This window comes from Gemmiger qucibialis (assembly GCF_027689445.1).
In the GTDB taxonomy this organism is placed as follows: Bacteria; Bacillota; Clostridia; order Oscillospirales; family Ruminococcaceae; genus Gemmiger; species Gemmiger qucibialis.
In genome coordinates this window covers 1-24,038 of the sequence record NZ_JAQFEN010000021.1, presented here as the reverse complement: position 1 = coordinate 24,038, position 24,038 = coordinate 1, and the positions used below count along the sequence as shown (strand labels likewise).

The following is a 24,038-nucleotide window of genomic DNA, read 5'->3' as shown; positions in this document are numbered from 1 at the left end:
TATCTCGGATAATGCGCCCTATCCGAGTTCTGGGATAGGGCGCACTTATACACCGTTGCCGGTGTCGTGCGCCCTGCCGGGGCTGTTGCGTACTTCGTCCGCGATGGGGCGCTACGCTCCCCAAACCCCTTGTGCGCTCTGCGCAGCCAGACACCCGCTTTGCGTTTGTCCGGCTCCACAGAGACTGTTATCCCCTCACTGAAAGGAGGTGTTCCCCATAGATTTCTGTCATATCCCCGTCAGTATCATCAAGCGCAGTGCGGGCCGTTCTGCTGTTGCCGCAGCTGCTTACCGCAGCGGAACCAAGCTGACAAATGAATGGGATGGAATGACCCACGACTACACCCGGAAAGGCGGCATTGTCCATGCGGAGATCATGCTGCCTGCCCACGCCCCGCCAGAGTTTGCAGACCGCTCCACCCTCTGGAACAGCGTGGAGCAAATCGAGAAAGCAAGGGACAGCCAGCTTGCCCGTGAGATCGAGGCAGCTCTGCCCCGCGAACTGTCCATAGAACAGCAGCTTGCCCTTGTCCGGTCCTATGTGAAGGACAACTTTGTAGACAAAGGAATGTGCGCCGACTTTGCTATCCATGACAAGGGAACCGGCAACCCTCATGTCCATATCATGCTGACGCTCCGGCCTTTGAAAGAAAATGGACAGTGGGGCGCAAAGTGCCGCAAGGCATACGACCTGGACGAAAACGGCCAGCGTATCCCGGACGGGAAAGGCGGCTGGAAGAACCACCGGGAGGACACCACCGACTGGAACGACAAAGGGAATGTGGAGATTTGGCGGGCGGCATGGGCGGCCTGCACCAACCGGGCATTGGAGGCTGCCGGTCAGCCCGCCCTGGTAGATCACCGCAGCTACAAGCGGCAGGGCATTGATAAGATTCCCTCTGTCCATATGGGGCCAGCCGCCAGCCAAATGGAAAAGCGCGGTATCCGCACCGACAAGGGCGAAGTAAACCGGCAGATCGCCGCCGACAACAAGCTGCTGAAAGAAATCAAAGCCCGCATTACTCGGCTTTATCGCTGGTCGAAAGCCGAAGCGGAAAAACCACAAACACAGCAAAGCAGCTTGACCGCCTTGTGGGAGGCCCAGCAGCAGTTGAACGCTCCCCGCACCCGCACCGGCAAAATCCGGGCTTTGCAGGAAAGCGCTGCACTATTCAGCTTTTTGCAGGCAAACGGCATCCAGTCTATGCAGCAGCTTCATGAAAAAATCGCTGATATGAACAGCCGTTACTATGACCTGCGCGGAAAGATTGTCAAGGCCGAGCGCCGGATCACTACCCTTACCGAGCGCGGGGAGATGTGGGAACAGTACAACCAGTACAAGTCCATCCACAAGCAGCTTGCCAAAGTAAAGCCGGAAAAACGGGAACAGTTTGAACAGCGCCACAGCCGGGAACTGATTCTGTATGACGCAGCGGCCCGGTATCTGAAAGAACTGAAAGACAGCGGCGAGGCAATCACCCCAAAGGCATGGCAGCTGGAAATTGACCAGCTGGCCGCTGGAAAGCAGACGGACACGCTTGCCATGAAAGCCCTGCGGGAGGATTTGAAAGCAGTGGAACGGCTCCGCAAAACCGCCGAGCAGCTGTCCAGACAGGAACGGGACAAGTCTCACGACCGTGGGTCGGATCGGTAAAGGATACTGCGTTTTGGCGTACCCCTGTCAAGTGCGTCGCATTTCACGACATACTTTTGCACACAGAAAAACCGCCGTACAGGTTTCCCCATACGGCGGCAGACTGTTTATTTGCCGAACAAGTCGCTGTGTGTGCCGGTGCGGGCCAGCGTCAGCACCAGAACATCATCTTCTATGCGGTAGACAAGCAGCCAGTCCGGGAGAATGTGACATTCCCGATGGCCTGCCCAATCGCCGGATAGGTCATGGTCACGGTTCTTATCCGGCAGCGGTTCGCCCATCGCCAGCAACGCTACGACCTGCTCCAGCACCTCGATCTTCAAGCCACGCTTGATGGCTCGTTTGTAGTCTTTTTTGAAACTGGTCGTGTACTTGACGGTATATTTGGTTTCTTTCATCTTTTCAGGTCAGCAAACAACTCGTCAAGGTCATTGTAACCCTTTACAGACGGGTCTTTTGCAATCCTTTCCGCTTCCAGCATGGCAGCAACCGTTTCTTTGTTCGGCTGTTCCAGCCTTACCTCAAAGGGAATGCCGCCTTCACGAAGCGACTGGCGCACAAAGATGTTAAACGCCGTAGTCAGGTTCATGCCAAGTTCAGTAAACAGTGCGTCCGCTTGCGCTTTCAAATCTGCGTCCATGCGGATACTGATGTTTGTGGTATTTCCAGCCATACGATCAACCCCTTTCTGCTGGCAATTATAGTATATGCCATTTGCACGAAGAAAACAATGCTTTGCACGAATATTTAACAATAAATTCATTCAAGGAGGATACCTGCTTTATGAAAGAAATCATTTATGAAGAACAACAAGTCTGAACCTATCCCCGTCATGGATTACCGCCAGTACCGCAGAGTGCGGAGGCTGGTGCATGAGTGCTGTAACTACATCGACGGAAACTGTATCGCCCTGGACGATGGGGAGAAATGTGTCTGTGTCCAGTCCATTTCCTATTCCCTGTTGTGCAGGTGGTTTCGGACGGCGGTATTGCTGCAGGATAAGGAACTGGAAACGGCGCTGTTCCACCGGATGAATGCGAAGAAATGCGCCGTATGCGGGGCGCTGTTTACCCCCGGTTCCAACCGGGCCAAATACTGCCCGGAATGTGCCGCACGCATGAAGCGGATCAACGCCGCAAAGCGCAAGCGGAAACAACGGGAGAAATGTCACGCTTTAGGGGCTGAAAAACCCTTGTAAATCAAGGATTTTTTCGAGGGTGTCAAAGGCAGGCTGATAGATTTATCCTCCGACCCCTAAAACGGCCTTAAAATGCGTACAGAATCCCAAGAGAAACCCCAAGGAGGAACCCTATGTCAGACAACCGAAAATATTATTACCTGAAACTCAAAGAAAACTATTTTGACGATGATTCCATCGTGCTGCTGGAAAGTATGCAGGATGGTGTGCTGTATTCCAACATTCTGCTCAAGCTGTATCTGAAATCGCTGAAACATGGCGGGCGGCTCCAGCTTGACGAGGACATCCCTTACACGGCGCAGATGATCGCCACCATCACCCGCCAGCAGATCGGCACTGTGGAGAGAGCCTTGCAGATCTTTTTGAAGCTGGGCCTTGTGGAAGTGCTGGACAGCGGCACATTCTACATGAGCAACATCGAACTTTTAATCGGCCAGTCCTCTACCGAGGCTGAGCGAAAGCGGGCTGCGAGGCTCCAAAATAAGGCTCTTTCTGCGCCCCGGACAAACGGCGGACATTTGTCCGACATTCGTCCACCAGAGATAGAGATAGAGTTAGAGAAAGAGATAGAGATAAAGAGAGAGATAGAGAAGGGACACCCCGCCCACGCCTATGGCCGTTACCAGAATGTTTTCCTGACGGACGGGGAACTGGCAGACTTACAGGCCAGCTTTCCCACTGTATGGGGCCAGTACATCGAAAAGCTGTCCGAGTACATGGCTTCTACCGGCAAGCGGTATCAGAGCCATGCTGCCACCATCCGGCGCTGGGCCGGTGAGGATGCGAAGAAAGCAGCCCCGCCCACCCGCAACCGGGATTACAGCGTAAAGGAGGATGAAACCGTATGATTGAGATTACCGCAGAAATCCGGGCGCTGATCGACAAGGCAGCCGCCGGTGTGGAACTGGCCGGGGACGAGTACATAGACCCGGCAGACGGCCTCATTCACTGTAAGAAATGCGGCGGCCAGAGGCAGACCGTTGTGCCATGCTTTGGGAAATCCGGCTACTTTATGCCGCGCTGCATCTGCCAGTGCCAGCGGGAGGCTGAGGAGCAGCGCAAGGCTGCTGAAGAACGGCAGCGCCGCATGGAGCGTATCAAACGCCGGAAGGCCCAGGGCCTGCAAGACCGCTATCTGTACGACTACACCTTTGCCAACGACAACGGCCAAAACCCATTGATGGACAAGGCCCGCGCCTATGTGGAGAACTGGAAAGAGGCATATAAAAACAACACCGGCCTGCTGTTGTTCGGGGATGTGGGAACCGGCAAGTCCTTTTTCGCCGGTTGTATTGCCAACGCCCTGCTTGACCGGGATGTGCCGGTGCTGATGACGAACTTCCCCACCATTCTGAACCGCCTGACCGGGATGTTCTCTGAGGACAGGTCAGAGTTTATTGCCAGCTTTGACGAGTATGACCTGCTTATCATTGACGATCTGGGTGTAGAGCGCAGTACCGAATATGCCATGGAGCAGATGTTTTTCGTCATTGACAGCCGCTACCGCAGCCGCAGACCTATGATTATCACAACAAACTTGAAACTGTCCGAGCTGAAGAATCCGCCTGATCTGGCCCACGCCCGTATCTATGACCGTATTTTGGAACGGTGTGCGCCGATCCTCTTTGACGGGAAGAATTTCCGGGAAGAAAATGCCGGTGCTACCCGACAGACAGCAAAAGACATTGTAAACAGTAAGCACGACTGATTTTTTACCGGGCGGCACAGACCCGTTCGGAGAAAGGAGCGCCATGAACAAAGAACCCCGTACTATGCAGGTGGCAGACGCCGTTACTGCGTCCAGAGCGCCGGAAAACACGCCGGCGATGGTAAAGAAAATCGGCAAGACAACCTACAAGGTTCATGTCCATTTCAGCAATACCAGCACAGAAACCATGAGCGATAAAATCAAGCGTATGCTCAAAAATGAAATTCAGCAGATGTGACAGACTGATAAACGAAGCCGCCTTGTGCTAAACTGATGATGGTACGCACCAAAATTTTTGTCAAGGAGGACACGAAAATGCTTTACACAGAAAAAGAGAAGCATGAAATTGAACGAGTAAAGGAGGTCTTTGCGGAACATCTGCGGCAAAGCCCTGATTTTGAACTGCTCTGGTCGGACAAGGTAGGCTATGTCTGGCTGGCGATTGGCGTCAATCCAGTCTATGTGGATACCGGTATCAGAATCGAATCAGCCGCCGATCTCTGCGGCAGGTGTTTGGATGATGTTGCTACGGATGTTTTATATATGACAGGCAACGATCATGCACTGGAAGCAGCCGATCCGCTGGAATTGGCCGAAATCAAGCGGCGCTGGGAGCCATATATCAACCAGCTGCCAGACTATGCGTATCTCTGCAAAGACCTGCTGAACGGAAAAATGTAATCTATCAAACGAGGTGTCAGGAGCCATACGGTGCTTCTGGCACCTTTTTTGTAGATTTTTGTGAATTTGATGAAAAAGTCCTTGACAATTTGTCTCCGGCAAGACCGCTAAGTCGATTTTGATTTCCTGCGGCGCTCGTCTGGCTCCTTTTGATATTCAGGAGGTCAGAGATGTGACTGCCTATGACGAGTTGCAGTTGGATACTCTCGGAGATAAGAAAACGGCGCTCTTTCTGATTATGTCAGATACGGATGCGACGTTTAATTTTTTGATCTCCATGATTTACACACAGCTGTTCAACTTGTTGTGCGAGAAAGCAGATGATGTGTACGGCGGCAGACTGCCGGTTCATGTGCGCTGCTTGATTGATGAGATGGCAAACATCGGTCAGATTCCCAATCTGGAAAAACTGGTAGCGACAATCCGAAGCCGTGAAATATCGGCTTGCCTTGTTCTCCAGGCACAATCACAGCTGAAAGCCATTTATAAAGACAATGCCGATACCATCATCGGCAACATGGATTCCCGAATTTTCCTGGGTGGTTCTGAGCCAACCACGCTCAAAGAACTGAATCAGGCATTGGGAAAAGAAACTATCGACACCTACAACACCTCCAACACCAGAGGTAACAGCCCGTCTTACGGCTTGAATTATCAGAAGTTAGGCAAAGACCTTGCGAGCGTAGATGAGCTTGCGGTTCTGGATGGCAGCAAGTGTATTTTGCAGTTGCGTGGTGTCAGACCGTTTCTTTCTGACAAGTACGATCTGACGCAGCACCCCAATTATAAGTACACATCAGACTTTGATAAGAGAAATGAGTTCAACATTGAGCAGTTTCTGAGTCGAAGGTTGAAGCTCAAGGCAGGTGATGAGTTTGTGGTAGTCGATGCGGATTAAGGAGGTTTCTGTTTGGAAAATCTGAAAACGGTATCTGCCCTGGTTAAGAACATCTTGGAACACGACCACAAGGCAAGAAATACCGACAATCATTTGTACCTGATGGTACTGGAACACTATTCCGGTCTGCGTGGCATCGACATTCATGCCATGACGGTTCCTGTGTTTTTGAAGGAACTGGATAGACGCAGCTTTCCGGGGTTTGAAACTGTCCGCAGAAGCAGACAGAAAGTGCAGGCAACCTACCCTGACCTTGCTCCCAGTGAAGCCGTAGGCAAGCGCAGAGCAAAAAATGAGGTTGTATATCGAGAATTTGCAGAAAGCGAGGTGTAAAAAAAATGACTTGGTGGATCACGGATACCTCTATTGGGCAGCGATTGAAGTTCGTTAGACGATTTCGCCGCCTTACCCAGAAAGAGCTTGGACTCCTGATGGGGTATTCCGAGAAAACAGCGGATGTCCGTATTGCTCAGTATGAGAAAAACGCTCGAACCCCTAATGCAGAAACCACAGCGAAACTCGCAGAGGTTCTGAAGGTTTCACCTGTCGTTTTTTCACCGACAATCTGTGCTTCTCGTGAAGATTTGTTGCAGTCAATGTATTGGCTGTTTCTTATGAAAGGTGGTGGTGATATATATGATTGTGAAACTGAATATGCAAGAAGCAGAATGGAACAGAAACTTGGCGTGATAACCGTCGAGGAGTTCCTTGAAAAGATTCTCGTAAACTAAGCCTTCCGTCCGGTTTTGATGCCGGTAGTACGGAGGGCTTTTTCTATTCTCAAAACAATTTCAAATTTTAGGAGGAAAATATTATGGCATTTTTCAATAGCGCAGTAACCGTTCTTCAGACTCTCGTTATCGCTCTGGGCGCAGGTCTTGGCATCTGGGGTGCAATCAATCTGCTTGAGGGCTACGGCAACGATAACCCCGGCGCAAATGCTCATGTGCCATAAAGTAACACACAAGAATTTGATAGACAGCAGCCCATTATTCCGATATTGCCTTACGCACGCATCTTGTAACTTTTTCGTTAAGACTATTGACTCTGATACCTCGAAAGAGATATAATATAGTTGCTACTTAGCAAGCCTAAGTAGCGAAACTAAAGAGAGGCGACGATATGAATAACAAATATGTCCAGCAATTCAAAAAAGGCTCTCTGGAAATGATACTCTTATGCCTAATCGGACGCAAGGAAACTTATGGATATGAAATTATAACCGAATTGAACAATAGTGCGTCTGTTTTGGGATATGCGAAAGAGGGAACCATTTACCCTATTCTGTATCGTTTACAGGAAGCAGAACTAATCAAATGCCGATTGGCTCCGGCTGCGGCAAATGGCGGCTCAAAAAAGTATTATTCTTTAACTGATAAAGGCAGGAATGTACTTGATGAACTAATCTTATTTTGGTCAAGCTATGAAAACTGCGTAAACGGCTTTATAGAAAGTTATCAACAAGCGAGGGTGTCCAAATGAAAGAACAATATATCAAACAGGTTGAAAAGGAACTATCTTTACCACGCAAAATGAAAAAAGAGGTTGTGCGTGACTTGAATGAAGTTTTTGCGTCTGCTATGGAGCATGGAGAAACAGAGCAACAGGTTATCCAACGTTTGGGCACACCAAAAGAATTTGCAGACAGCACCGCAGAACAGTTTGGCATTGATAACACCACATTGAAAAAAAGGAACGGTATCATTTCTACTCTTGTTGCGCTTGTTATCGCGGTTGCTGCCTTTTCGGTATATGCTGTTGCACAATCAGGAAAAGTACCAGAAGGAGCAATCGGACAGGCAGACGCGACAACAAATATACAGATTGAGGGCGCATTTGCCTTTGATGTTTCACAAATCCTTTTGACTATTGGGTTTGTAGCAACGGCTATTGCTGTTTTGTTAATTATTAGAACCATACACAAAAACAGGAGGTAACCAATGAAGAAGTATATTTCTGTATTCGCAATCATGCTTATGATTTTTTTGGCTGCGTGTTCTAATCAAAATATCTCATCTGCACCAACCAGCAATGAGAGCAATACACAATCTAACAGTGTTACAAAATTGGAAGAGGGCGTTTGGCCTGCGAATGAGTACACGGAGGGGCTTCCTGTTCCGCCTGGTACGGTTGCATGGGCTACACTTGATACAGAACATGGGAATTGCAGTATCAACCTTACCGGCGTTAGCGAAAACGACTATAACGAGTACATGGAGATTTTGAACCAAGAAGGCTTTTCCGTAATTGAAAATGTGTCAGAGGAAATCGAGGGAGAAAACTATGTTTCTATCGGAACACTTTTGTCAAATGAAGAAAAGTGGATAAGCATCAGCTATGTTCCAGACAGTTTCGGTATCTACATTTCTTTTGTCAACAACTGAATGAACATAACGAAATAGCAAAGCCAGTCGAGCCAGTCAACGGTTAAGATGAACGGCGCATACGCGCCGCCGTTGACAGCCCCGCCCGCCTTTGCTGGCAGGCAATCAAGGGGTGGACAGCAAGGAGTGCTGCCCGCCCCGTACTATTATTCAGAGAGGGGGAATTTCCATGACCGAGATTGAAGCCTATCAAGAGTATATCCGGTGCAAGCACAACGCCTTTTGTAAAGCCGTTATTCGGTATGCCGCCATCGGGAAAATCATACGGCTGCGGCAGAAATGGGAACGGGAAATTTCCCTTGACTATCTGACAAATGAGAAGTTTGTCCAGTTTGCCGAGCCGGAGCCGGACGAAGAACACCCCTTTATCGTCTGCGGCCAGACCGTCCTGCTCTGCAACGTCACCCTTGCCGCTGCACTCTCGACTTTGCCGGAACAAGCGCAGGAAGAAATCTTCCGCTACTATTTCCTGCACCAGCCGCAGCGCGTGATCGGTGCGTACTTTGGTCAAACACGCAGCACAGCGGGGCGGCATATCCAACTTGCCTTGCAGCGGTTACGGGAGGAAATGGAGGTGAGCCGCCATGAGTAGGCTACTTCCCTATGAAACCATTGTCAAAGCCCATGAAGGCGACCCGGAAGCCGTGGACGCAGTTCTTTCCCACTATGCCGGATATATCCGATACTTTTCCAAAATGAACGGGCAAGTCAATGCCGAAGTTGAGGACTATGTGAAAGAACGGTTGATTGCCTGTCTGCTCAAATTCCAATTTGACTACCCGCCGGACGAGCCATAAAAACTGAATACTTGCCGCCCACCGGCGGCCATCGAAAGCAGTAAGTCTTGAAAAAGATTTACTGCTTTTTTCTATTCTATTTCCGGCCATTTTGCCCCTTGCCGGTTGCAGTAGTGAGTGAAAAGAAAAATTCTCTACCCCGCCAGTTGCCAAAAAGCTGTTGCCCGGATTACAGGAGCAAAAGGAAATTTGAGAAAATCCCCGTCCAGCGGGTAGATGACGGTCTTTGAAATGTATCTTTAGCGGAAAGGAAAAAAGACCACCTACAGCGGGCAGCAAAGCCCTTTTCGAGCGTTATATTAGCGGAAAATGAGAAGCCCCCATATGCGCCGGGGTTTGCAGTTACGGAGAGCAAGATTCTACCGCAGTACCAAAATTCGCTTATCGCTCATTTTGCCCCTGCGGGAATCTTGTTGGGGAGTGCCTTCCCCAAACCCTGCTTATGCGGCTTACGCCGCTGGAAAATCCCTCAAAATAATTTTTCGGATTTTTCAAAAACAGTTCCGCTTTACACCCTGTTTTTCTCCTATTAGTGAGAGGACACCACGCACAGCCGAAGGAGGTTTTACCATGCGAAAACGATATAACACGCCGCACCGCAGCCGGGTAGTCAAGACACGCATGACCGAGGAAGAATACGCCGAGTTTGCGGAAAGGCTTTCTGCTTACAACATGAGCCAAGCCGAGTTTATCCGGCAAGCCATAACCGGGGCAGCCATACGCCCCATCATAACCGTTTCCCCCGTCAATGACGAGTTGCTTGCCGCTGTCGGGAAGCTGACCGCCGAATACGGCAGGATCGGCGGCAACTTAAACCAGATAGCCCGGACGCTGAACGAGTGGCACAGCCCCTACCCGCAGCTTGCCGGGGAGGTACGGGCGGCGGTTTCCGACCTTGCTGCCCTAAAGTTTGAAGTCTTGCAGAAAGTGGGTGACGCTGTTGGCAACATTCAAACATATCAGCTCTAAAAATGCGGACTATGGCGCAGCGGAAGCCTATCTCACATTTGAGCATGACGAGTTTACCATGAAGCCCACCCTTGATGAAAACGGGCGGCTGATACCGAGGGAGGATTACCGCATTTCTTCCCTCAACTGTGGGGGCGAGGATTTCGCTGTTGCCTGTATGCGGGCTAATCTCCGCTATGAGAAAAACCAAAAACGGGAAGATGTGAAAAGCCACCACTATATCATCAGCTTTGACCCACGGGACGGGACAGACAACGGCTTGACCGTAGACCGGGCGCAGGAGCTGGGCGAGCAGTTCTGTAAAGAGCATTTCCCCGGACACCAAGCCTTAGTCTGCACCCACCCGGACGGGCATAACCACAGCGGGAATATCCATGTGCATATCGTCATCAACTCCCTGCGGATTTACGAAGTCCCGCTTCTGCCCTACATGGACAGACCAGCCGACACGCTGGAGGGCTGCAAGCACCGCTGCACCAACGCCGCTATGGAATATTTCAAGAGCGAAGTCATGGAAATGTGCCACCGGGAGGGGCTTTACCAAATCGACCTCTTGAACGGCAGCAAGGAACGGATAACCGAACGGGAATACTGGGCGGCAAAGAAAGGGCAGCTTGCCCTTGACAAAGAGAACGCCGCCAGAGAAGCCGCCGGACAGCCGACCAAGCCCACCAAGTTTGAAACGGACAAGGCGAAGCTGCGCCGGACGATACGGCAGGCACTTTCCCAAGCTGGCAGCTTTGACGAGTTTTCTTCCCTTTTGCTGCGGGAGGGTGTGACCGTCAAGGAGAGCCGGGGGCGGCTTTCCTACCTCACGCCGGACAGGACAAAGCCTATCACAGCCCGAAAGCTGGGGGACGATTTTGACAAGGCTGCTGTCCTTGCCCTGCTCACGCAGAACGCCCACAGAGCTGCCGAACAGACCAAAGCCATACCCGAATACCCTGCCGCAGTTAAAAAGCCGTTACAAGGGGAAAAAGCTGCAAAAACCACCCCGGCAGACAACACCTTGCAGCGCATGGTTGACCGGGAAGCCAAGCGAGCCGAGGGCAAGGGCGTGGGCTATGACCGCTGGGCGGCAAAGCACAACCTAAAGCAAATGGCAGCTACCGTTACCGCCTATCAGCAGTACGGCTTTTCCTCCCCGGAGGAACTGGACGAAGCCTGTTCTGCCGCCTATGCCGCCATGCAGGAAAGCCTTGCGTGGTTGAAGCAGGTGGAAAAGACGCTGAACGGGAAAAAGGAGCTGCAACGGCAGGTGCTTGCCTATTCCAAGACCCGCCCTGTCCGGGACGGGCTGAAACAGCAGAAAAACGCCAAAGCAAAAGCAGCCTACCGTCAGAAGCATGAAAGTGACTTTATCATAGCAGACGCAGCCGCCCGCTATTTCAGGGAGAACGGCATTTCCAAGCTGCCGAGCTATAAATCCCTGCAAGCAGAGATTGAAAGCCTTATCAAAGAGAAAAACAGCGGCTACAACGATTACCGGGCAAAACGGGAGGAGTACCGCCGCTTGCAGACTGTCAAGGGCAATATCGACCAGATTTTACGCCGGAGCGAGCCGCAGCGCAGAAAGGAGCAGAGCCATGAACGGTAATATCCCCCGCATGGACTACCGCCAGTACCGGGCAGCCCGCCGCCTTGTGCATGAGTGCTGCAACTATGACAGCGGGAACTGCCTGCTGTTGGAGGACGGCGAGCCTTGCGTGTGTGTACAGAGTATCAGCTATTCGCTGCTCTGCCGCTGGTTTACCGCCGCTGTCCTGCCCCTTGATGAAGCACTGGAAGCCGCCCTCTTGCGCCGGGGAAGCCGGAAACGCTGCGCTGTCTGCGGGGCGTTCTTCTTCCCAAAATCCAACCGGGGGAAATACTGCCCGGACTGCGCCGGACGCATGAAGCGGATAAACGCCGCCAAACGGAAGCGGAAACAAAGGGAGAAATGTCACGCTTTAGGGCATTTCAAACCCGCATAAATCAAGGCTTTTTTGGAGGGTGTCAAAGGGTGCGTGATACATTTATCCTTTTCCCTTAAAAACGCCCCCTAAAAGCGTAACAGAACCCACAGACAGACACCACAAGGAGGTGAACCCTATCGCTGATTATATGACCGCAGGAACGGAGCTGCCCGCTTACCTGCCTTACCCCCGTTTCCTGCTGGAAACAGACCTATCCCACACCGCAAGAGAGTTATATGCGCTGCTGTTAGACCGTTCCACCCTTTCGCAGAAGAACGGCTGGCAGGACAGCGAGGGACGGACATACATTGTCTACCCCATAGCAGAGATAGCGGAAATGCTGGATAAAGGCTGCACCACCATAAAGGGCGCACTGAACGAACTGGACGCTGCCGGGCTGCTGGAACGCAGACGGACGGGCTTTTCTGCCGCCAACCGTCTGTATGTGAAAGTGCCGCCTATCCCAGTGGTACAGTTTTCCGACCAACTGACGGACGGAAAACCGCCCCTCATAAGGGCGGGAAACCGACCAACTGACAGCCGGAAAACTGACCTTATGACGGTCGGAAAACCGTCCCCTAACCAAACTAATATAAACAACCTAATAGAGAGCCAAACAAAAGGAGCGAGTGAGGGGCAGCCCCCCGCCGCTTATGGCAGATATAAAAATGTATTTCTTTCTGACACAGAACTTTTGGAGCTGGAACAGGACTTCCCCGGCAAGTGGGAGTATTACCTTGACCGCCTTTCCTGCCACATCGCTTCCACCGGGAAGCAGTACCAGAGCCATGCAGCCACCATTTACAAGTGGGCGCAGGAGGACGCTGCCAAAGAGAAGCCAAAGAAAGGCATACCGGACTATTCATTCAAGGAGGGAGAAAGCCTATGACCGATACAATCCACAACACCATACTGCCTATGACCGACACCACAGCCGAGCCGGAGGATTACACCGGGGAGGACGGGCTTTTATACTGCGGCAAATGCCGGAAACCCAAAGAAGCCTATTTCCCGGAGGGCAAGACCTTTTTCGGGCGTGACCGCCACCCGTCAGAGTGCGACTGCCAGCGGGCAGCCCGTAAGGAACGGGAAGCCGCCGAGAAGCGGCGCAGCCACCTTGAAACGGTGGAACGGCTGAAACGGCAGGGCTTTACAGACAAGACCATGCAGGACTGGACATTTGCCAACGATAACGGCAGCTGCCCGCAGATGAAGAACGCCGCCGGATATGTGGCACGCTGGGAACAGATAAAGGACGGGAACTACGGGCTGCTCTTGTGGGGCAGGGTAGGCACTGGGAAAAGCTATTTTGCCGGGTGTATTGCAAACGCCCTCATGGAGCAGGAAGTCCCGGTGTGCATGACAAACTTTGCAGCAATATTAAACGACCTTGCCGCCAGCTTTGCGGGCAGGAACGAATATATTTCCCGCCTTTGCAGCTTCCCCCTGCTCATCATTGACGATTTTGGAATGGAGCGTGGCACAGAATACGGTCTGGAACAGGTCTACAATGTGATTGACAGCCGCTACCGGAGCAGGAAGCCGCTGATTGTGACGACCAACCTCACGCTGGAGGAATTGCAGCACCCGGAGGACACCGCCCACGCCCGGATTTATGACCGCCTGCTTGAAATGTGTTCCCCTCTCTGCTTTACCGGGGAGAATTTGAGGAAAGCCGCCGCACAGGGAAAAATGGAACAGCTGAAACGGCTGCTTGCCGGAAAGGAGATTTGCCTATGACCGACACCCAGAGAAACAAACGCCCTGCCCGCCGCCCGGACTGCGTGACCGAAACGAGGATAGGCAACACAATCCTTGTGGTGTCTGGCTTTTTCAAGGAGGGGGCGACCGACACCGCCGCTGACAAGATGATGAAAGTGCTGGAAGCAGAAGCCGCCGCCGGATATTTGACCTGTGATAAGCCTGATTGAAAAACCGTCATTTTTACCGACCGTAAAGAAGCAGATTTGACGCTTTTGCCGCTATACAGACAGCCGCCCCATGTGGTACAATCAAGGTACGGAATAGTGGGGCTGGCTGTCGGAAACGGAGGAATTTATGTTAAGACAGACCACCCAGCAACTCATTACCGCCCTTTACCCAAGACTGTCCCATGAGGACGAGCTGCAAGGCGAGAGCAATTCCATTTCCAACCAAAAGAGGATTTTGGAAACCTATGCCAAACAGAATGGATTTTCTAATCTGCGCTGGTACACCGACGACGGTTATTCCGGTGCGAACTTTCAAAGACCCGGATTTCAAGCCATGCTTGCAGACATTGAAGCAGGGAAAGTCGGGACAGTTATCGTCAAGGATATGTCGAGGTTAGGGCGAAACTACTTACAGGTGGGAATGTACACAGAAATGATTTTCCCACAGAAAGGTGTCCGCTTCATCGCTATCAATGACGGAGTGGACAGCGCACAGGGGGAAAATGATTTTGCCCCGCTGCGGAACATTTTTAACGAATGGCTGGTGAGAGATACGAGCAAGAAAATCAAGGCAGTAAAACGCTCTAAGGGCATGAGCGGAAAGCCCATCACAAGCAAGCCCGTCTATGGCTACCTCATGGACGAGGACGAAAACTTTATCATTGACGAGGAAGCCGCCCCGGTGGTACGGCAGATTTACAGCCTTTGCCTTGCCGGGAACGGTCCGACCAAGATAGCCCGTATGCTGACCGAGCAGCAAATCCCCACGCCGGGGACGCTGGAATACCGCAGGACGGGCAGCACCCGCCGCTACCACCCCGGCTATGAGTGCAAGTGGGCGACCAATACCGTGGTTCATCTGCTGGAAAACCGGGAATATACGGGCTGTCTGGTAAACTTTAAGACCGAGAAGCCGTCCTACAAGCTGAAACACAGCATAGAAAATCCCCCGGAAAAGCAGGCGGTTTTTGAGAACCACCATGAGCCTATCATTGACCGGGAAACGTGGGAACGGGTGCAGGAGTTACGCAAGCAGCGCAAACGCCCCAACCGTTATGACGAAGTGGGCTTGTTCTCCGGCATACTCTTTTGTGCCGACTGCGGCAGCGTCATGTACCAGCAGCGATACCAGACGGACAAGCGCAAGCAGGACTGTTATATCTGCGGAAGCTACAAGAAACGCACCGCCGACTGCACAGCGCACTTTATCCGCACTGACCTCTTGACCGCTGGCGTACTCTCCAATCTGCGGAAAGTTACCAGCTATGCGGCAAAGCATGAAGCCCGGTTTATGAAGCTTTTAATCGAGCAGAATGAGGACGGGGACAGACGCAGGAACGCCGCCAAGAAAAAGGAGCTGGAAGCCGCCGAGAAACGCATAGCCGAGTTATCCGCTATCTTCAAGCGGCTGTATGAGGACAGCGTGACCGGGCGCATATCAGACGAACGTTTCACAGAGCTGTCGGCAGACTATGAAGCAGAACAACGGGAGCTGAAAGAAAGAGCCGCTGCTATCCAAGCGGAGCTTTCCAAAGCACAGGAAGCCACCGTGAACGCAGAAAAGTTTATGAATGTTGTCCGGCGGCATACCAGCTTTGAAGAACTTACCCCTACTCTGCTGCGGGAGTTTGTAGAGAAAATCGTTGTGCATGAGTGCAGCTATGACGAGAACAAGACCCGTAGGCAGGACATTGAGATTTATTATTCTTTTGTTGGCAAGGTGGACTTGCCCGAATAACCGCCCGACCTATCCGACACAAGAGCTAAGTGCCGGATAGGAACGGCAAAATTTTTTACACTTCTATTACTTCTTTATCGCACATCAGTAAAGTCCCAGGGCATGAAGCAGCTCATGGCTGGCGGCGGTGTTGCCCTCATCGGCACCACCCTTGTACCTCTGCTCTCCGGACTGTTCGGTTAATCACAAAACAAGGAGGTAATCGCCTTTGGACAGCATACTCCAACAGATCACAGACTGGCTGAAAGAAATGCTCGTTTCAGCTATTATGGGAAATCTGTCGGGGATGTTTGAGTCCGTCAACAACCAGGTTGGCGAGATAGCAACCTCCGTTGGCATGACCCCGGCGAATTTTTCGCCGGGTGTCTTTGCCATGGTACGAAACATCTCCGAGTCAGTGATTATCCCAATCGCAGGCTTGATTCTGACCTTCATTGCCTGTTATGAGCTAATTCAGATGATTATTGACCACAACAATCTGGCAAATTTTGAAACCTGGATCTTCTTCAAATGGGTGTTCAAGACTTTTGTTGCGGTCATGTTAATCACAAACACATTCAATATCACGATGGCTGTGTTTGATGTGACACAGCACGTTATAAACGCAAGCGCCGGTATCATATCCGGAAATACTGCCATAGATGCTTCGGCATTGGAAACAATGGAAGAAACGCTGATGGCAATGGATTTGGGTCCTTTGCTCGGCTTGTTCCTGCAATCCTTTATCGTGCAGGTCACGATGTCCGCTTTGGCAATCATCATCTTTGTGATCGTCTACGGTCGAATGATTGAAATTTATCTGATGGTCAGCCTTGCCCCGATTCCGCTTTCCACTTTTGGAAACAGAGAACAGAGCAATATCGGACAGAATTATCTGCGTTCGCTGTTTGCAATCGGATTCCAGGGATTCCTGATTATGATCTGCGTGGGCATTTATGCGGTGCTGATTCAGTCTATCGCATTCAGTGATGACATCATCGGTTCTATCTGGGGTGTTATGGGCTACACCGTCCTTTTGTGCTTCACCCTGTTTAAGACTGGTTCGCTTGCGAAGGGTGTATTCAGCGCTCACTAAGGGAAGGAGGAAATTGTTTGGCAGCGTATATTCCCGTACCTCGTGACCTGACGAGGGTAAAAACAAAAGTGTTCTTCAATCTGACGAAACGGCAGTTACTTTGCTTTGGTGCGGCGGCGCTCATCGGAGTGCCGATTTTCTTTCTGGTCAAAGCAACCGGAAATGTGAGCCTTGCAGCACTGTCCATGATGATCGTCATGTTACCGTTGTTCTTTCTGGCAATGTATGAAAAGGATAGTCAGCCGTTGGAAGTGGTTGTAGAACACTTCATTCAGACCAAATTCGTTCGTCCCAAGGTTCGCCCTTATCAGACGGACAACTATTATGACGCTTTGATGCGTCAGTACAAACTGGAAAAGGAGGTTGAACGAATTGTTTTTCAAAAAGAAGCCACAGGCAAGAAACATCAAAATGCCTGCAAATCTGAATCGGAAGCAGCAGCGAGAAATTAAAGCTGTTGTGGAACGGGCAAAGAAGGACAACGGTATTCCGCAGACTGCACAGCAGTCCATTCCCTTTCAGAGAATGTTCCCGGATGGCATCTGCCGTGTCACTGACAGTTATTACACCAAGACCATTCAGTTTCAGGACATCAACTATCAGCTGGCACAGCAGGAAGATAAGACTGCCATCTTCGATGAGTGGTGCAGTTTCCTGAATTTCTTTGACAGCTCCATTCACTTTGAGCTTTCCTTTATGAACCTGAGTACCGATGCTGAAAGCTTTGAAAAGAGTATCCGTATCCCGTTCAAGAAGGACAGCTTCAATCCCGTCCGTGCCGAGTATAGCCAGATGCTGAAAAAGCAGTTGGCGCAGGGCAACAACGGCTTGACCAAAACCAAGTACCTGACATTCGGCATTGAAGCCGAATCCATGCGGCAGGCAAAGCCGAGACTCAACCATATCGAAAACGATCTGCTCAATAACTTTCGGCGTTTGGGTGTCATTGCCACTACCATGAACGGCAAAGAGCGGCTGCATCTGATGCACTCTATGTTCCACATGGGTGATAATGATAAGTTCTTCTTCGATTGGAAGTATCTTGTGGAATCCGGGCTGTCCGTAAAGGACTTCATTGCTCCGACGGCGTTTGCCTTTAAGACCAACCGCACCTTCCAGATGGGCAGTATCTTCGGTTCGATGTCTTATCTGGCAATTACGGCATCAGACCTGTCTGATCGTATGCTGGCGGATTTTCTGGATATGGAATCCACGCAGATCGTGACCATGCACATCCAGTCGGTTGACCAGACTGCGGCGATTAAGACCATCAAGAGAATCATCACCGAGCTTGACCGTTCCAAAATCGAGGAACAGAAAAAGGCTGTGCGTTCTGGCTATGACATGGACATTATCCCATCTGACCTTGCTACCTATGGTAAAGATGCGAAGTCACTTCTGAAAGAATTGCAGAGCCAGAATGAGCGAATGTTCATGGTGACATTTCTGGTGCTGAACACCGGGCGCACCGAGCAGGAACTGGAGAACAATGTGTTCCAGGCACAGAGCATCGCCCAGAAGCATAACTGCAATCTGCGTCGTTTGGATTTTCAGCAGGAATCCGGACTGATGAGCAGCCTGCCTTTGGCACAAAACCTGATTGAGATTCGTCGTGGCCTGACTACCAGTTCCACGGCTATTTTTGTGCCTTTCACCACGCAGGAGCTGTTCCAGAATGGTGGAGAAACGCTCTATTACGGGCTGAATGCTCTGTCGAACAACCTTATCATGGTGGACAGAAAGAAGCTCAAGAACCCCAACGGACTGATTCTGGGTACTCCCGGTTCCGGTAAATCCTTTTCCGCAAAGCGTGAAATCACCAATGCGTTCCTGGTTACGGATGACGATATTATCATCTGCGACCCCGAAGCGGAATATGCGGCTCTGGTTCACAAGTTCAATGGTCAGGTGGTAAAAATCAGCTCCTCCAGTACCAACTATATCAACCCTATGGACATCAACCTGAACTACTCTGAGGATGACAACCCGGTAGCACTGAAAGCTGATTTTATCCTGTCCCTCTGTGAGTTGATTATGGGCAGTAAGGATGGCTTGCAGCCTATCGAAAAGACGGTTATCGACCGTTGTGTGCATCAGATTTACCAGAGATATTTCGACAATCCTGCCCCTGAGAATATGCCGATCCTTGAGGATTTGTATGATGCCCTTCTGAAACAGGACGAAAAGGAAGCCCACCATGTAGCGACCGCCTTGGAAATCTATGTTAAGGGTTCTCTGAAACTGTTTAACAACAGAACCAATGTGGATATTCAGAATCGTCTGGTGTGCTTCGACATTAAGGAGCTGGGCAATCAGCTGAAAAAAATCGGTATGCTGATCGTTCAGGATCAGGTCTGGGGGCGTGTAACTGCCAACCGTTCTGCCGGTAAATCGACCAGATATTATATTGACGAGTTCCATCTGCTTCTGAAGGAAGAACAGACGGCAACCTATTCCGTAGAAATCTGGAAGCGATTCCGTAAATGGGGCGGCTTGCCGACCGGTATTACTCAGAATGTCAAAGACCTGCTTCGTTCCCCGGAGATTGCCAACATCCTCGAAAACTCTGATTTCATCTATATGCTGAATCAGGCAAGCGATGACCGAAGTATTCTGGCACAGCGGTTGAACATTTCGCCGCATCAGCTGTCCTATGTAACCAACTCCGGTGAGGGCGAAGGACTTCTGTTCTATGGCAATGTGATTCTGCCGTTCATTGACCGATTCCCGACAGATCTGGAACTGTATCGCATTATGACCACGAAGTTAAACGAGGTGGCACAGGAAAAGGAGGCGTAATGTATGGCGAAAAGACCTACACGACTCCGTTTTACCGAAGATGACCTTGCAGATTCTCATGTGAAGAAAGCTGCCGACCGTGCAGATAAGGCGGTTGATAGGGCTGAAAAAGCGGCAGACAAATTGGCTTCTAAAAAGGCAAAGCCGAAGCTAAAGCTGGAAACAGATGCAGCCGGTTCCCGTAAAGCAAAGCTCCGTTTTGAAAAAGCGGAGTTTACGGAAATCGAGCGCCCATCTGTGGCAAAGCACATGGCAAGCCGTGGTGCCGCAGTCACGCTCACATCCAAAGCACATCGGGCGGTGTCAGAATATGAGGATGATAATATCGGCGTTCAGGCTGTGCAGGAAACGACCAAGGCTGTTGAATCCACTGTCTATACCGTCGATCATGCCGTTTACAGTCACAAGCTGAAAGCCTACGACAAGGCGGAAAAGCTGGTTGAGAAGTCAGATAAAGCAAATGTAAATGCCCTGTATGAGAAGTTCAAAAAGGACAACCCCGATGCCGGTTCCAATCCCTTTTCCCGTTGGCAACAGAAAAGGGCAATCAAGAAAGAATATGCTGCCGCCAAAGCCGGTAAGAATACCGCTTCGACAACGGCTTCTGCATCTAAGGGTGCAGGCAAGGCAACGGGCAAAGCAGCTCAGGGAGCCAAGAACATCACAGAAAGAGTAACGGAGTTCTGCACCACACACTCTAAAACGATTCTGTTTGTTTTGATTGCCGGACTGCTTTTTATGATACTCTCAGGGATGTTCTCGTCTTGTTCGGCTATGTTCCAAGGCGGCACACAGATCATTCTGGGAACTTCTTTTACTGCAAAAGAGGAAGATATTATTGGTGCGGACAATGATTACAAGGCTTTGGAAGCTGCGCTCCGCAATAAAATCAATAATATCGAGCGTACTCATAGCGGATATGACGAGTACCGGTATGACCTTGATGAAATCAACCACAATCCTTATGAGCTGGCGGCGTATTTGACGGTGAAGTTTGAGGATTACACCAGAGATGAGGTGCAGGCTACCCTGCAATGGCTATTTGAGCAACAATATGAGCTGACCCTGACGGAAGTAGTAGAGATTCGTACACGAACAACATCTTCTACTGATCCCGAAACGGGAGAGACAACAACAGAGGAAGAAGATTACGAATATTATATTCTGAATGTGAAGCTCAGAAATAAGGGCTTGAACAGTGTGATTTCAAATTCCGGCTTGTCGGAAGATGATATGGAGCGATATAGAATTTTGCTTCAGACAAGGGGCAACAGACCGGATATTTTCGGAAATGACATTTACGCCACCCCTGGCGGCGAGTACACCGATTATGATATTCCGGGCGAAGCGCTGACAGACACAAGATTTGCCAATATGATTCGGGAAGCTGAAAAATATCTGGGATACCCGTATGTGTGGGGCGGCAGCAGCCCGTCTACCTCCTTTGACTGCTCCGGATTTGTTTCCTATGTAATCAATCACTGCGGAAACGGTTGGAGTGTTGGTCGTTTGACCGCAAACGGTTTGATGGGCGTATGCGACATTATCCCGAAAAGCTCTGCCAAACCGGGAGATTTGATTTTCTTCCAAGGCACTTATGATACCTCCGGTGCATCACACGTTGGTATCTATGTTGGCAATGGTATGATGATCCACTGCGGAAACCCCATTTCCTACGCTTCTATCGAATCGAATTACTGGCAACAGCATTTTTACTGCTTCGGCAGAATCAGAAACTAAAGGAGGGATGGCGATTGAGTGCCAAGTTAGACAGAATAGGTGCAGACCTTGAAAAAGCCCGTAAGAAACGGGCAGAATGGGATGCTAAGGTGAAAGACCTGGAACGCAGATACCGTGAGGAGGAAAATTCCGAAATCCATGAGATGGTTCATGCTGCGAACCTGAATCCCGAACAGCTTTCCGAGCTGCTCCGTATGTTTGCTGCGGATATGGCTCCGAAGCCTGATACGATCAATACTATGAATGAGGAGGAAACGCAGAATGAGATTTAAGAAAATTGGAGCCGCATTGCTGGCGTGTGCAATGTGTTTTGGCGTGTTTTCTACAACGGCATTTGCCTATGTAGATGAAAGCGTAGCGACTGAAGAACCTGCGGTCGAAGAAAAAGTTCCCGAAACAGAGCCGGAGGAGCCGATGCTACCGCTTACTCCCGACGGCAATCTGACTTTGGTTGATGACGCTGGCTCGCCTACGAAAAGCGGAAAGCAGTTCATTACCGCTGTAACCAAAAACGGAAACTACTTCTATATCATCATTGACCGTGATGATAAGGGCGAGGAAACCGTGCATTTTCTGAATCAGGTGGATGAAGCCGACCTGCTCAAGCTGATGGACGAGGAAGAAGTTGCAGAGTTCACCAAGCCGGTTGAGGAAACAAAGCCGGAAGTAGTTGAAACAGTTCCTGAAATTACAGAACCGACACCGGAGGAAAAGCCGAAATCCACAAATATGCTCCCGGCGATTCTTACTCTGATTGTGCTTGCCTGTGGTGGTGGATTCTTCGTATTTAAGAAAGTCCAGGAAAAGAAGAAGGCACAGGAAGCGGCAAAGCCTGACCCAGATGCTGATTATGTGGACGATGACGAGGACTATGGGTACGATCCGGAGTTTGAGGACGACGATGAAGATAGCTCCGTCGATGAAGATGATAATGAACCTGTGTAAACAGGATAGGCTTGATGCCTGGGGCAGCCTTCGGGTTGCCTTTACATAGTTTCCGCTTTCAAAAAATAAAAAAATTTGCGTTTTTGAAAGTGACATCTTGCATATACTATTAGCAGACAGTATAATAAGTACAGCGAAGCGGTTTCGAGAAATGAAAAAACTTCAATTTTTGAAAGCGGGTGACTATATGAAAACAATCACGAGAGCAAAATATCTCGATAGAATCATTGAACTGAATGGTACTCCTGACATCAAGATCATCACGGGCATTCGTCGATCTGGTAAGTCCAAATTGATGCAGGCGTATATTGCGTATCTGAAAAGCAATTTTGAAAACATCAATATTATCTTCATCGACTTCATGGATTTGGCGTATGAAGAAATCAAGGAATACCATGCCTTACACGCCTATGTGGAAGAACATTATCAGGAAGGAAAAACGAACTACCTGTTTGTAGACGAGGTTCAGATGTGTCCCAAGTTTGAGTTGGCAATCAATAGCCTGTACTCTAAGGGAAAATACGACATCTATGTAACAGGCTCTAATGCTTTCCTGTTGAGTGCAGATCTGGCAACTCTGTTTACCGGACGCTATATTGAAATTCATGTGTTTCCTTTCAGCTTCCAGGAATATTGCCAGTATTATGATGATATTAGTGACAAAGATAAGCTCTTTGATGAGTACGCTATCAAGGGCGGTTTAGCAGGTTCCTATGCTTATAGAACCGAAAAAGACAGAACAAACTATATCAAAGAGGTCTACGAAACGATTGTTACAAGGGATTTGGTACAGAAATATACTCTCCCGGACACTTTGGTTTTACAACGTCTGAGCGAGTTCCTTATGGATAATATCAGCAACCTGACTTCTCCGAATAAGGTCAGTCAGCTACTGACAGCAAATGAGACTCCAACCAATCATGTAACCGTCGGCAAGTACATTAAGTATTTGTGCAATGCTTTTGTATTTTATGATATTAAGAGATATGACATCCGAGGTAAGAAATACCTTGAAAGCTCTGAAAAGTTCTATTTGTGTGACAGCGGTATTCGATATGCAATACTGGGAAGCAGAAATATAGACTATGGCAGAGTATATGAAAACGTTGTTTGTATCGAGCTTCTTCGCCGTGGATATGATGTCTATGTCGGCAAGCTCTATCAAAAGGAAATCGACTTTGTTGCTCAGAGAGGTAGCGAAAAGATTTATATTCAGGTCAGCGACAACATTTCCGGGCAGGAAACATTTGAGAGAGAATGCTCTCCTCTGCTTCAGATTCGAGACGCTTATCCGAAAATGATTATTGCCAGAACCAAACATCCCCAATATAGCTATGAAGGAATCGAAATTCACGATATAGCCGATTGGTTGCTACAAGAATAAGCAAGGTGAAATATCTCCGTCATTCTCTTTTGAAATGATGGAGATATTTTTATTATGACGGAGATTGTAGAACAGAAAATTGTATCAGGTTGCAAAAATCCTTTCCGAACTTTTTACATAGCAGTCATGCACTACTGAAGTGACCCCCAAAAGTTAGACAATATTTTGAAGTAAAAATTGCT

29 protein-coding genes and 3 pseudogenes are annotated in these 24,038 nt (G+C 49.8%); 30 read left to right on the top strand and 2 right to left on the bottom strand.

The window, feature by feature from the left end; genetic code table 11:
- The first annotated feature begins 208 nt into the window (after window positions 1-208).
- Window positions 209-1,654 carry a MobQ family relaxase gene (gene mobQ / locus PG062_RS15505; protein WP_118658838.1) on the top strand — a complete coding sequence of 482 codons (1,446 nt, stop codon included), beginning with the start codon at window positions 209-211 and terminating at the stop codon, window positions 1,652-1,654.
- Window positions 1,655-1,761: 107 nt separating this feature from the next.
- Here the strand turns inward: mobQ and PG062_RS15500 are convergent, their stop codons facing one another.
- Both PG062_RS15500 and PG062_RS15495 read right to left on the bottom strand, forming a co-directional pair.
- Window positions 1,762-2,052, bottom strand: a complete 291-nt coding sequence (locus PG062_RS15500; protein WP_066085058.1) for a type II toxin-antitoxin system YafQ family toxin — start codon at window positions 2,050-2,052, stop codon at window positions 1,762-1,764.
- The gene (locus PG062_RS15495) at window positions 2,049-2,327 is read right to left on the bottom strand and encodes a type II toxin-antitoxin system RelB/DinJ family antitoxin (RefSeq protein WP_005924829.1); all 279 of its coding nucleotides are present in this window, start codon (window positions 2,325-2,327) and stop codon (window positions 2,049-2,051) included. Before PG062_RS15495 ends, PG062_RS15500 begins: the two co-directional genes overlap by 4 nt.
- A 126-nt stretch (window positions 2,328-2,453) precedes the next feature.
- On the opposite strand from PG062_RS15495, the gene PG062_RS15490 reads away from it, so the two are divergent.
- The 29 genes and pseudogenes from PG062_RS15490 to PG062_RS15350 all read left to right on the top strand — a co-directional run bounded on the left by PG062_RS15490 (window position 2,454) and on the right by PG062_RS15350 (window position 23,856).
- Window positions 2,454-2,852, top strand: a complete 399-nt coding sequence (locus PG062_RS15490) for an IME_Rho_tet family cysteine-rich VLP protein (protein WP_118522289.1) — start codon at window positions 2,454-2,456, stop codon at window positions 2,850-2,852.
- A 113-nt stretch (window positions 2,853-2,965) separates the two neighbouring features.
- Window positions 2,966-3,700: a putative phage replisome organizer gene (locus PG062_RS15485; protein WP_186854826.1), complete on the top strand. Its 735-nt coding sequence runs from the start codon at window positions 2,966-2,968 to the stop codon at window positions 3,698-3,700.
- A complete protein-coding gene (locus tag PG062_RS15480) occupies window positions 3,697-4,560 on the top strand; it encodes an ATP-binding protein (protein ID WP_270752957.1) in 864 nt (287 codons plus the stop codon). Before PG062_RS15485 ends, PG062_RS15480 begins: the two co-directional genes overlap by 4 nt.
- A 64-nt stretch (window positions 4,561-4,624) precedes the next feature.
- The gene (locus PG062_RS15475) at window positions 4,625-4,798 is read left to right on the top strand and encodes a transposon-encoded TnpW family protein (protein ID WP_008978040.1); all 174 of its coding nucleotides are present in this window, start codon (window positions 4,625-4,627) and stop codon (window positions 4,796-4,798) included.
- Window positions 4,799-4,875: 77 nt separating this feature from the next.
- Window positions 4,876-5,241, top strand: a complete 366-nt coding sequence (locus tag PG062_RS15470) for a hypothetical protein (RefSeq protein ID WP_097771823.1) — start codon at window positions 4,876-4,878, stop codon at window positions 5,239-5,241.
- Between the two features lie 85 nt (window positions 5,242-5,326).
- Window positions 5,327-6,139: pseudogene (locus PG062_RS15465) on the top strand (VirD4-like conjugal transfer protein, CD1115 family); the annotation flags it as partial.
- 12 nt (window positions 6,140-6,151) lie between these two features.
- Window positions 6,152-6,472 carry a hypothetical protein gene (locus PG062_RS15460; protein WP_002304332.1) on the top strand — a complete coding sequence of 107 codons (321 nt, stop codon included), beginning with the start codon at window positions 6,152-6,154 and terminating at the stop codon, window positions 6,470-6,472.
- Window positions 6,473-6,477: 5 nt separating this feature from the next.
- Window positions 6,478-6,870 (top strand): helix-turn-helix domain-containing protein, encoded by a 393-nt coding sequence (locus PG062_RS15455; RefSeq protein ID WP_002304334.1) that lies wholly within the window; start codon window positions 6,478-6,480, stop codon window positions 6,868-6,870.
- 83 nt (window positions 6,871-6,953) lie between these two features.
- Window positions 6,954-7,082 (top strand): annotated as a pseudogene (locus PG062_RS15450) (Maff2 family mobile element protein); the annotation flags it as partial.
- A gap of 179 nt (window positions 7,083-7,261) precedes the next feature.
- Window positions 7,262-7,621 carry a PadR family transcriptional regulator gene (locus PG062_RS15445; RefSeq protein ID WP_015534245.1) on the top strand — a complete coding sequence of 120 codons (360 nt, stop codon included), beginning with the start codon at window positions 7,262-7,264 and terminating at the stop codon, window positions 7,619-7,621.
- Window positions 7,618-8,076, top strand: a complete 459-nt coding sequence (locus tag PG062_RS15440) for a DUF1700 domain-containing protein (RefSeq protein WP_117946835.1) — start codon at window positions 7,618-7,620, stop codon at window positions 8,074-8,076. Before PG062_RS15445 ends, PG062_RS15440 begins: the two co-directional genes overlap by 4 nt.
- 3 nt (window positions 8,077-8,079) lie before the next feature.
- Entirely contained in the window at window positions 8,080-8,523 is a 444-nt protein-coding gene (locus PG062_RS15435; RefSeq protein ID WP_117946834.1) for a DUF6591 domain-containing protein, read from the top strand.
- A 169-nt stretch (window positions 8,524-8,692) separates the two neighbouring features.
- Complete coding sequence (locus PG062_RS15430; RefSeq protein WP_117946833.1) at window positions 8,693-9,115, top strand: sigma-70 family RNA polymerase sigma factor; 423 nt, start codon at window positions 8,693-8,695, stop codon at window positions 9,113-9,115.
- Window positions 9,108-9,320 (top strand): helix-turn-helix domain-containing protein, encoded by a 213-nt coding sequence (locus PG062_RS15425; protein ID WP_117946832.1) that lies wholly within the window; start codon window positions 9,108-9,110, stop codon window positions 9,318-9,320. The genes PG062_RS15430 and PG062_RS15425 overlap by 8 nt, the downstream gene beginning before the upstream one ends.
- 570 nt (window positions 9,321-9,890) lie before the next feature.
- Window positions 9,891-10,289 carry an IME relaxosome accessory protein gene (locus PG062_RS15420; RefSeq protein WP_002569238.1) on the top strand — a complete coding sequence of 133 codons (399 nt, stop codon included), beginning with the start codon at window positions 9,891-9,893 and terminating at the stop codon, window positions 10,287-10,289.
- Window positions 10,261-11,886 (top strand): IME_Rho_tet family element relaxase, encoded by a 1,626-nt coding sequence (locus tag PG062_RS15415; protein ID WP_270752956.1) that lies wholly within the window; start codon window positions 10,261-10,263, stop codon window positions 11,884-11,886. The genes PG062_RS15420 and PG062_RS15415 overlap by 29 nt, the downstream gene beginning before the upstream one ends.
- Window positions 11,876-12,262 (top strand): IME_Rho_tet family cysteine-rich VLP protein, encoded by a 387-nt coding sequence (locus PG062_RS15410; RefSeq protein WP_002594234.1) that lies wholly within the window; start codon window positions 11,876-11,878, stop codon window positions 12,260-12,262. Before PG062_RS15415 ends, PG062_RS15410 begins: the two co-directional genes overlap by 11 nt.
- A gap of 130 nt (window positions 12,263-12,392) precedes the next feature.
- Window positions 12,393-13,133, top strand: a complete 741-nt coding sequence (locus tag PG062_RS15405) for a replication initiator protein A (protein WP_002594233.1) — start codon at window positions 12,393-12,395, stop codon at window positions 13,131-13,133.
- A complete protein-coding gene (locus tag PG062_RS15400) occupies window positions 13,130-13,984 on the top strand; it encodes an ATP-binding protein (protein ID WP_002594232.1) in 855 nt (284 codons plus the stop codon). Before PG062_RS15405 ends, PG062_RS15400 begins: the two co-directional genes overlap by 4 nt.
- Window positions 13,981-14,175: a transposon-encoded TnpW family protein gene (locus tag PG062_RS15395; RefSeq protein ID WP_002594231.1), complete on the top strand. Its 195-nt coding sequence runs from the start codon at window positions 13,981-13,983 to the stop codon at window positions 14,173-14,175. Before PG062_RS15400 ends, PG062_RS15395 begins: the two co-directional genes overlap by 4 nt.
- 127 nt (window positions 14,176-14,302) lie before the next feature.
- Window positions 14,303-15,913: an IME_Rho_tet family element recombinase gene (locus PG062_RS15390; protein ID WP_270752955.1), complete on the top strand. Its 1,611-nt coding sequence runs from the start codon at window positions 14,303-14,305 to the stop codon at window positions 15,911-15,913.
- Between the two features lie 90 nt (window positions 15,914-16,003).
- A pseudogene (locus PG062_RS15945) lies at window positions 16,004-16,096 on the top strand (Maff2 family mobile element protein); the annotation flags it as partial.
- 25 nt (window positions 16,097-16,121) lie between these two features.
- Window positions 16,122-16,988: a VirB6/TrbL-like conjugal transfer protein, CD1112 family gene (locus PG062_RS15380; protein ID WP_002304374.1), complete on the top strand. Its 867-nt coding sequence runs from the start codon at window positions 16,122-16,124 to the stop codon at window positions 16,986-16,988.
- 17 nt (window positions 16,989-17,005) lie between these two features.
- A complete protein-coding gene (locus PG062_RS15375; protein ID WP_002304375.1) occupies window positions 17,006-17,440 on the top strand; it encodes a PrgI family protein in 435 nt (144 codons plus the stop codon).
- Window positions 17,400-19,787: a VirB4-like conjugal transfer ATPase, CD1110 family gene (locus PG062_RS15370; RefSeq protein WP_002588967.1), complete on the top strand. Its 2,388-nt coding sequence runs from the start codon at window positions 17,400-17,402 to the stop codon at window positions 19,785-19,787. Before PG062_RS15375 ends, PG062_RS15370 begins: the two co-directional genes overlap by 41 nt.
- A 3-nt stretch (window positions 19,788-19,790) precedes the next feature.
- Window positions 19,791-21,527, top strand: coding sequence for a C40 family peptidase (locus PG062_RS15365; RefSeq protein ID WP_002304377.1), 1,737 nt, complete (start codon window positions 19,791-19,793; stop codon window positions 21,525-21,527).
- A 14-nt stretch (window positions 21,528-21,541) separates the two neighbouring features.
- Window positions 21,542-21,799, top strand: a complete 258-nt coding sequence (locus PG062_RS15360) for a DUF4315 family protein (protein ID WP_002304378.1) — start codon at window positions 21,542-21,544, stop codon at window positions 21,797-21,799.
- Between the two features lie 43 nt (window positions 21,800-21,842).
- On the top strand, window positions 21,843-22,472 hold the full coding sequence (locus tag PG062_RS15355; RefSeq protein ID WP_456298761.1) for a DUF4366 domain-containing protein: 630 nt from the start codon (window positions 21,843-21,845) through the stop codon (window positions 22,470-22,472).
- Window positions 22,473-22,623: 151 nt separating this feature from the next.
- Window positions 22,624-23,856 (top strand): ATP-binding protein, encoded by a 1,233-nt coding sequence (locus PG062_RS15350; RefSeq protein WP_002304383.1) that lies wholly within the window; start codon window positions 22,624-22,626, stop codon window positions 23,854-23,856.
- Window positions 23,857-24,038 lie beyond the last annotated feature (182 nt).

Coding starts and splice junctions, on each gene's coding strand:
- PG062_RS15500 (WP_066085058.1), bottom strand. CDS start 2,052: ATGAAAGAAACCAAATATACCGTCAAGTACACGACCAGTTTCAAAAAA.
- PG062_RS15490 (WP_118522289.1), top strand. CDS start 2,454: ATGAAGAACAACAAGTCTGAACCTATCCCCGTCATGGATTACCGCCAG.
- PG062_RS15440 (WP_117946835.1), top strand. CDS start 7,618: ATGAAAGAACAATATATCAAACAGGTTGAAAAGGAACTATCTTTACCA.
- PG062_RS15395 (WP_002594231.1), top strand. CDS start 13,981: ATGACCGACACCCAGAGAAACAAACGCCCTGCCCGCCGCCCGGACTGC.
- PG062_RS15445 (WP_015534245.1), top strand. CDS start 7,262: ATGAATAACAAATATGTCCAGCAATTCAAAAAAGGCTCTCTGGAAATG.
- PG062_RS15475 (WP_008978040.1), top strand. CDS start 4,625: ATGCAGGTGGCAGACGCCGTTACTGCGTCCAGAGCGCCGGAAAACACG.
- PG062_RS15455 (WP_002304334.1), top strand. CDS start 6,478: ATGACTTGGTGGATCACGGATACCTCTATTGGGCAGCGATTGAAGTTC.
- PG062_RS15390 (WP_270752955.1), top strand. CDS start 14,303: ATGTTAAGACAGACCACCCAGCAACTCATTACCGCCCTTTACCCAAGA.
- PG062_RS15430 (WP_117946833.1), top strand. CDS start 8,693: ATGACCGAGATTGAAGCCTATCAAGAGTATATCCGGTGCAAGCACAAC.
- PG062_RS15420 (WP_002569238.1), top strand. CDS start 9,891: ATGCGAAAACGATATAACACGCCGCACCGCAGCCGGGTAGTCAAGACA.
- PG062_RS15470 (WP_097771823.1), top strand. CDS start 4,876: ATGCTTTACACAGAAAAAGAGAAGCATGAAATTGAACGAGTAAAGGAG.
- PG062_RS15435 (WP_117946834.1), top strand. CDS start 8,080: ATGAAGAAGTATATTTCTGTATTCGCAATCATGCTTATGATTTTTTTG.
- PG062_RS15425 (WP_117946832.1), top strand. CDS start 9,108: ATGAGTAGGCTACTTCCCTATGAAACCATTGTCAAAGCCCATGAAGGC.
- PG062_RS15485 (WP_186854826.1), top strand. CDS start 2,966: ATGTCAGACAACCGAAAATATTATTACCTGAAACTCAAAGAAAACTAT.
- PG062_RS15350 (WP_002304383.1), top strand. CDS start 22,624: ATGAAAAAACTTCAATTTTTGAAAGCGGGTGACTATATGAAAACAATC.
- PG062_RS15480 (WP_270752957.1), top strand. CDS start 3,697: ATGATTGAGATTACCGCAGAAATCCGGGCGCTGATCGACAAGGCAGCC.
- PG062_RS15495 (WP_005924829.1), bottom strand. CDS start 2,327: ATGGCTGGAAATACCACAAACATCAGTATCCGCATGGACGCAGATTTG.
- PG062_RS15400 (WP_002594232.1), top strand. CDS start 13,130: ATGACCGATACAATCCACAACACCATACTGCCTATGACCGACACCACA.
- PG062_RS15365 (WP_002304377.1), top strand. CDS start 19,791: ATGGCGAAAAGACCTACACGACTCCGTTTTACCGAAGATGACCTTGCA.
- PG062_RS15405 (WP_002594233.1), top strand. CDS start 12,393: ATGACCGCAGGAACGGAGCTGCCCGCTTACCTGCCTTACCCCCGTTTC.
- PG062_RS15410 (WP_002594234.1), top strand. CDS start 11,876: ATGAACGGTAATATCCCCCGCATGGACTACCGCCAGTACCGGGCAGCC.
- PG062_RS15370 (WP_002588967.1), top strand. CDS start 17,400: ATGCCTGCAAATCTGAATCGGAAGCAGCAGCGAGAAATTAAAGCTGTT.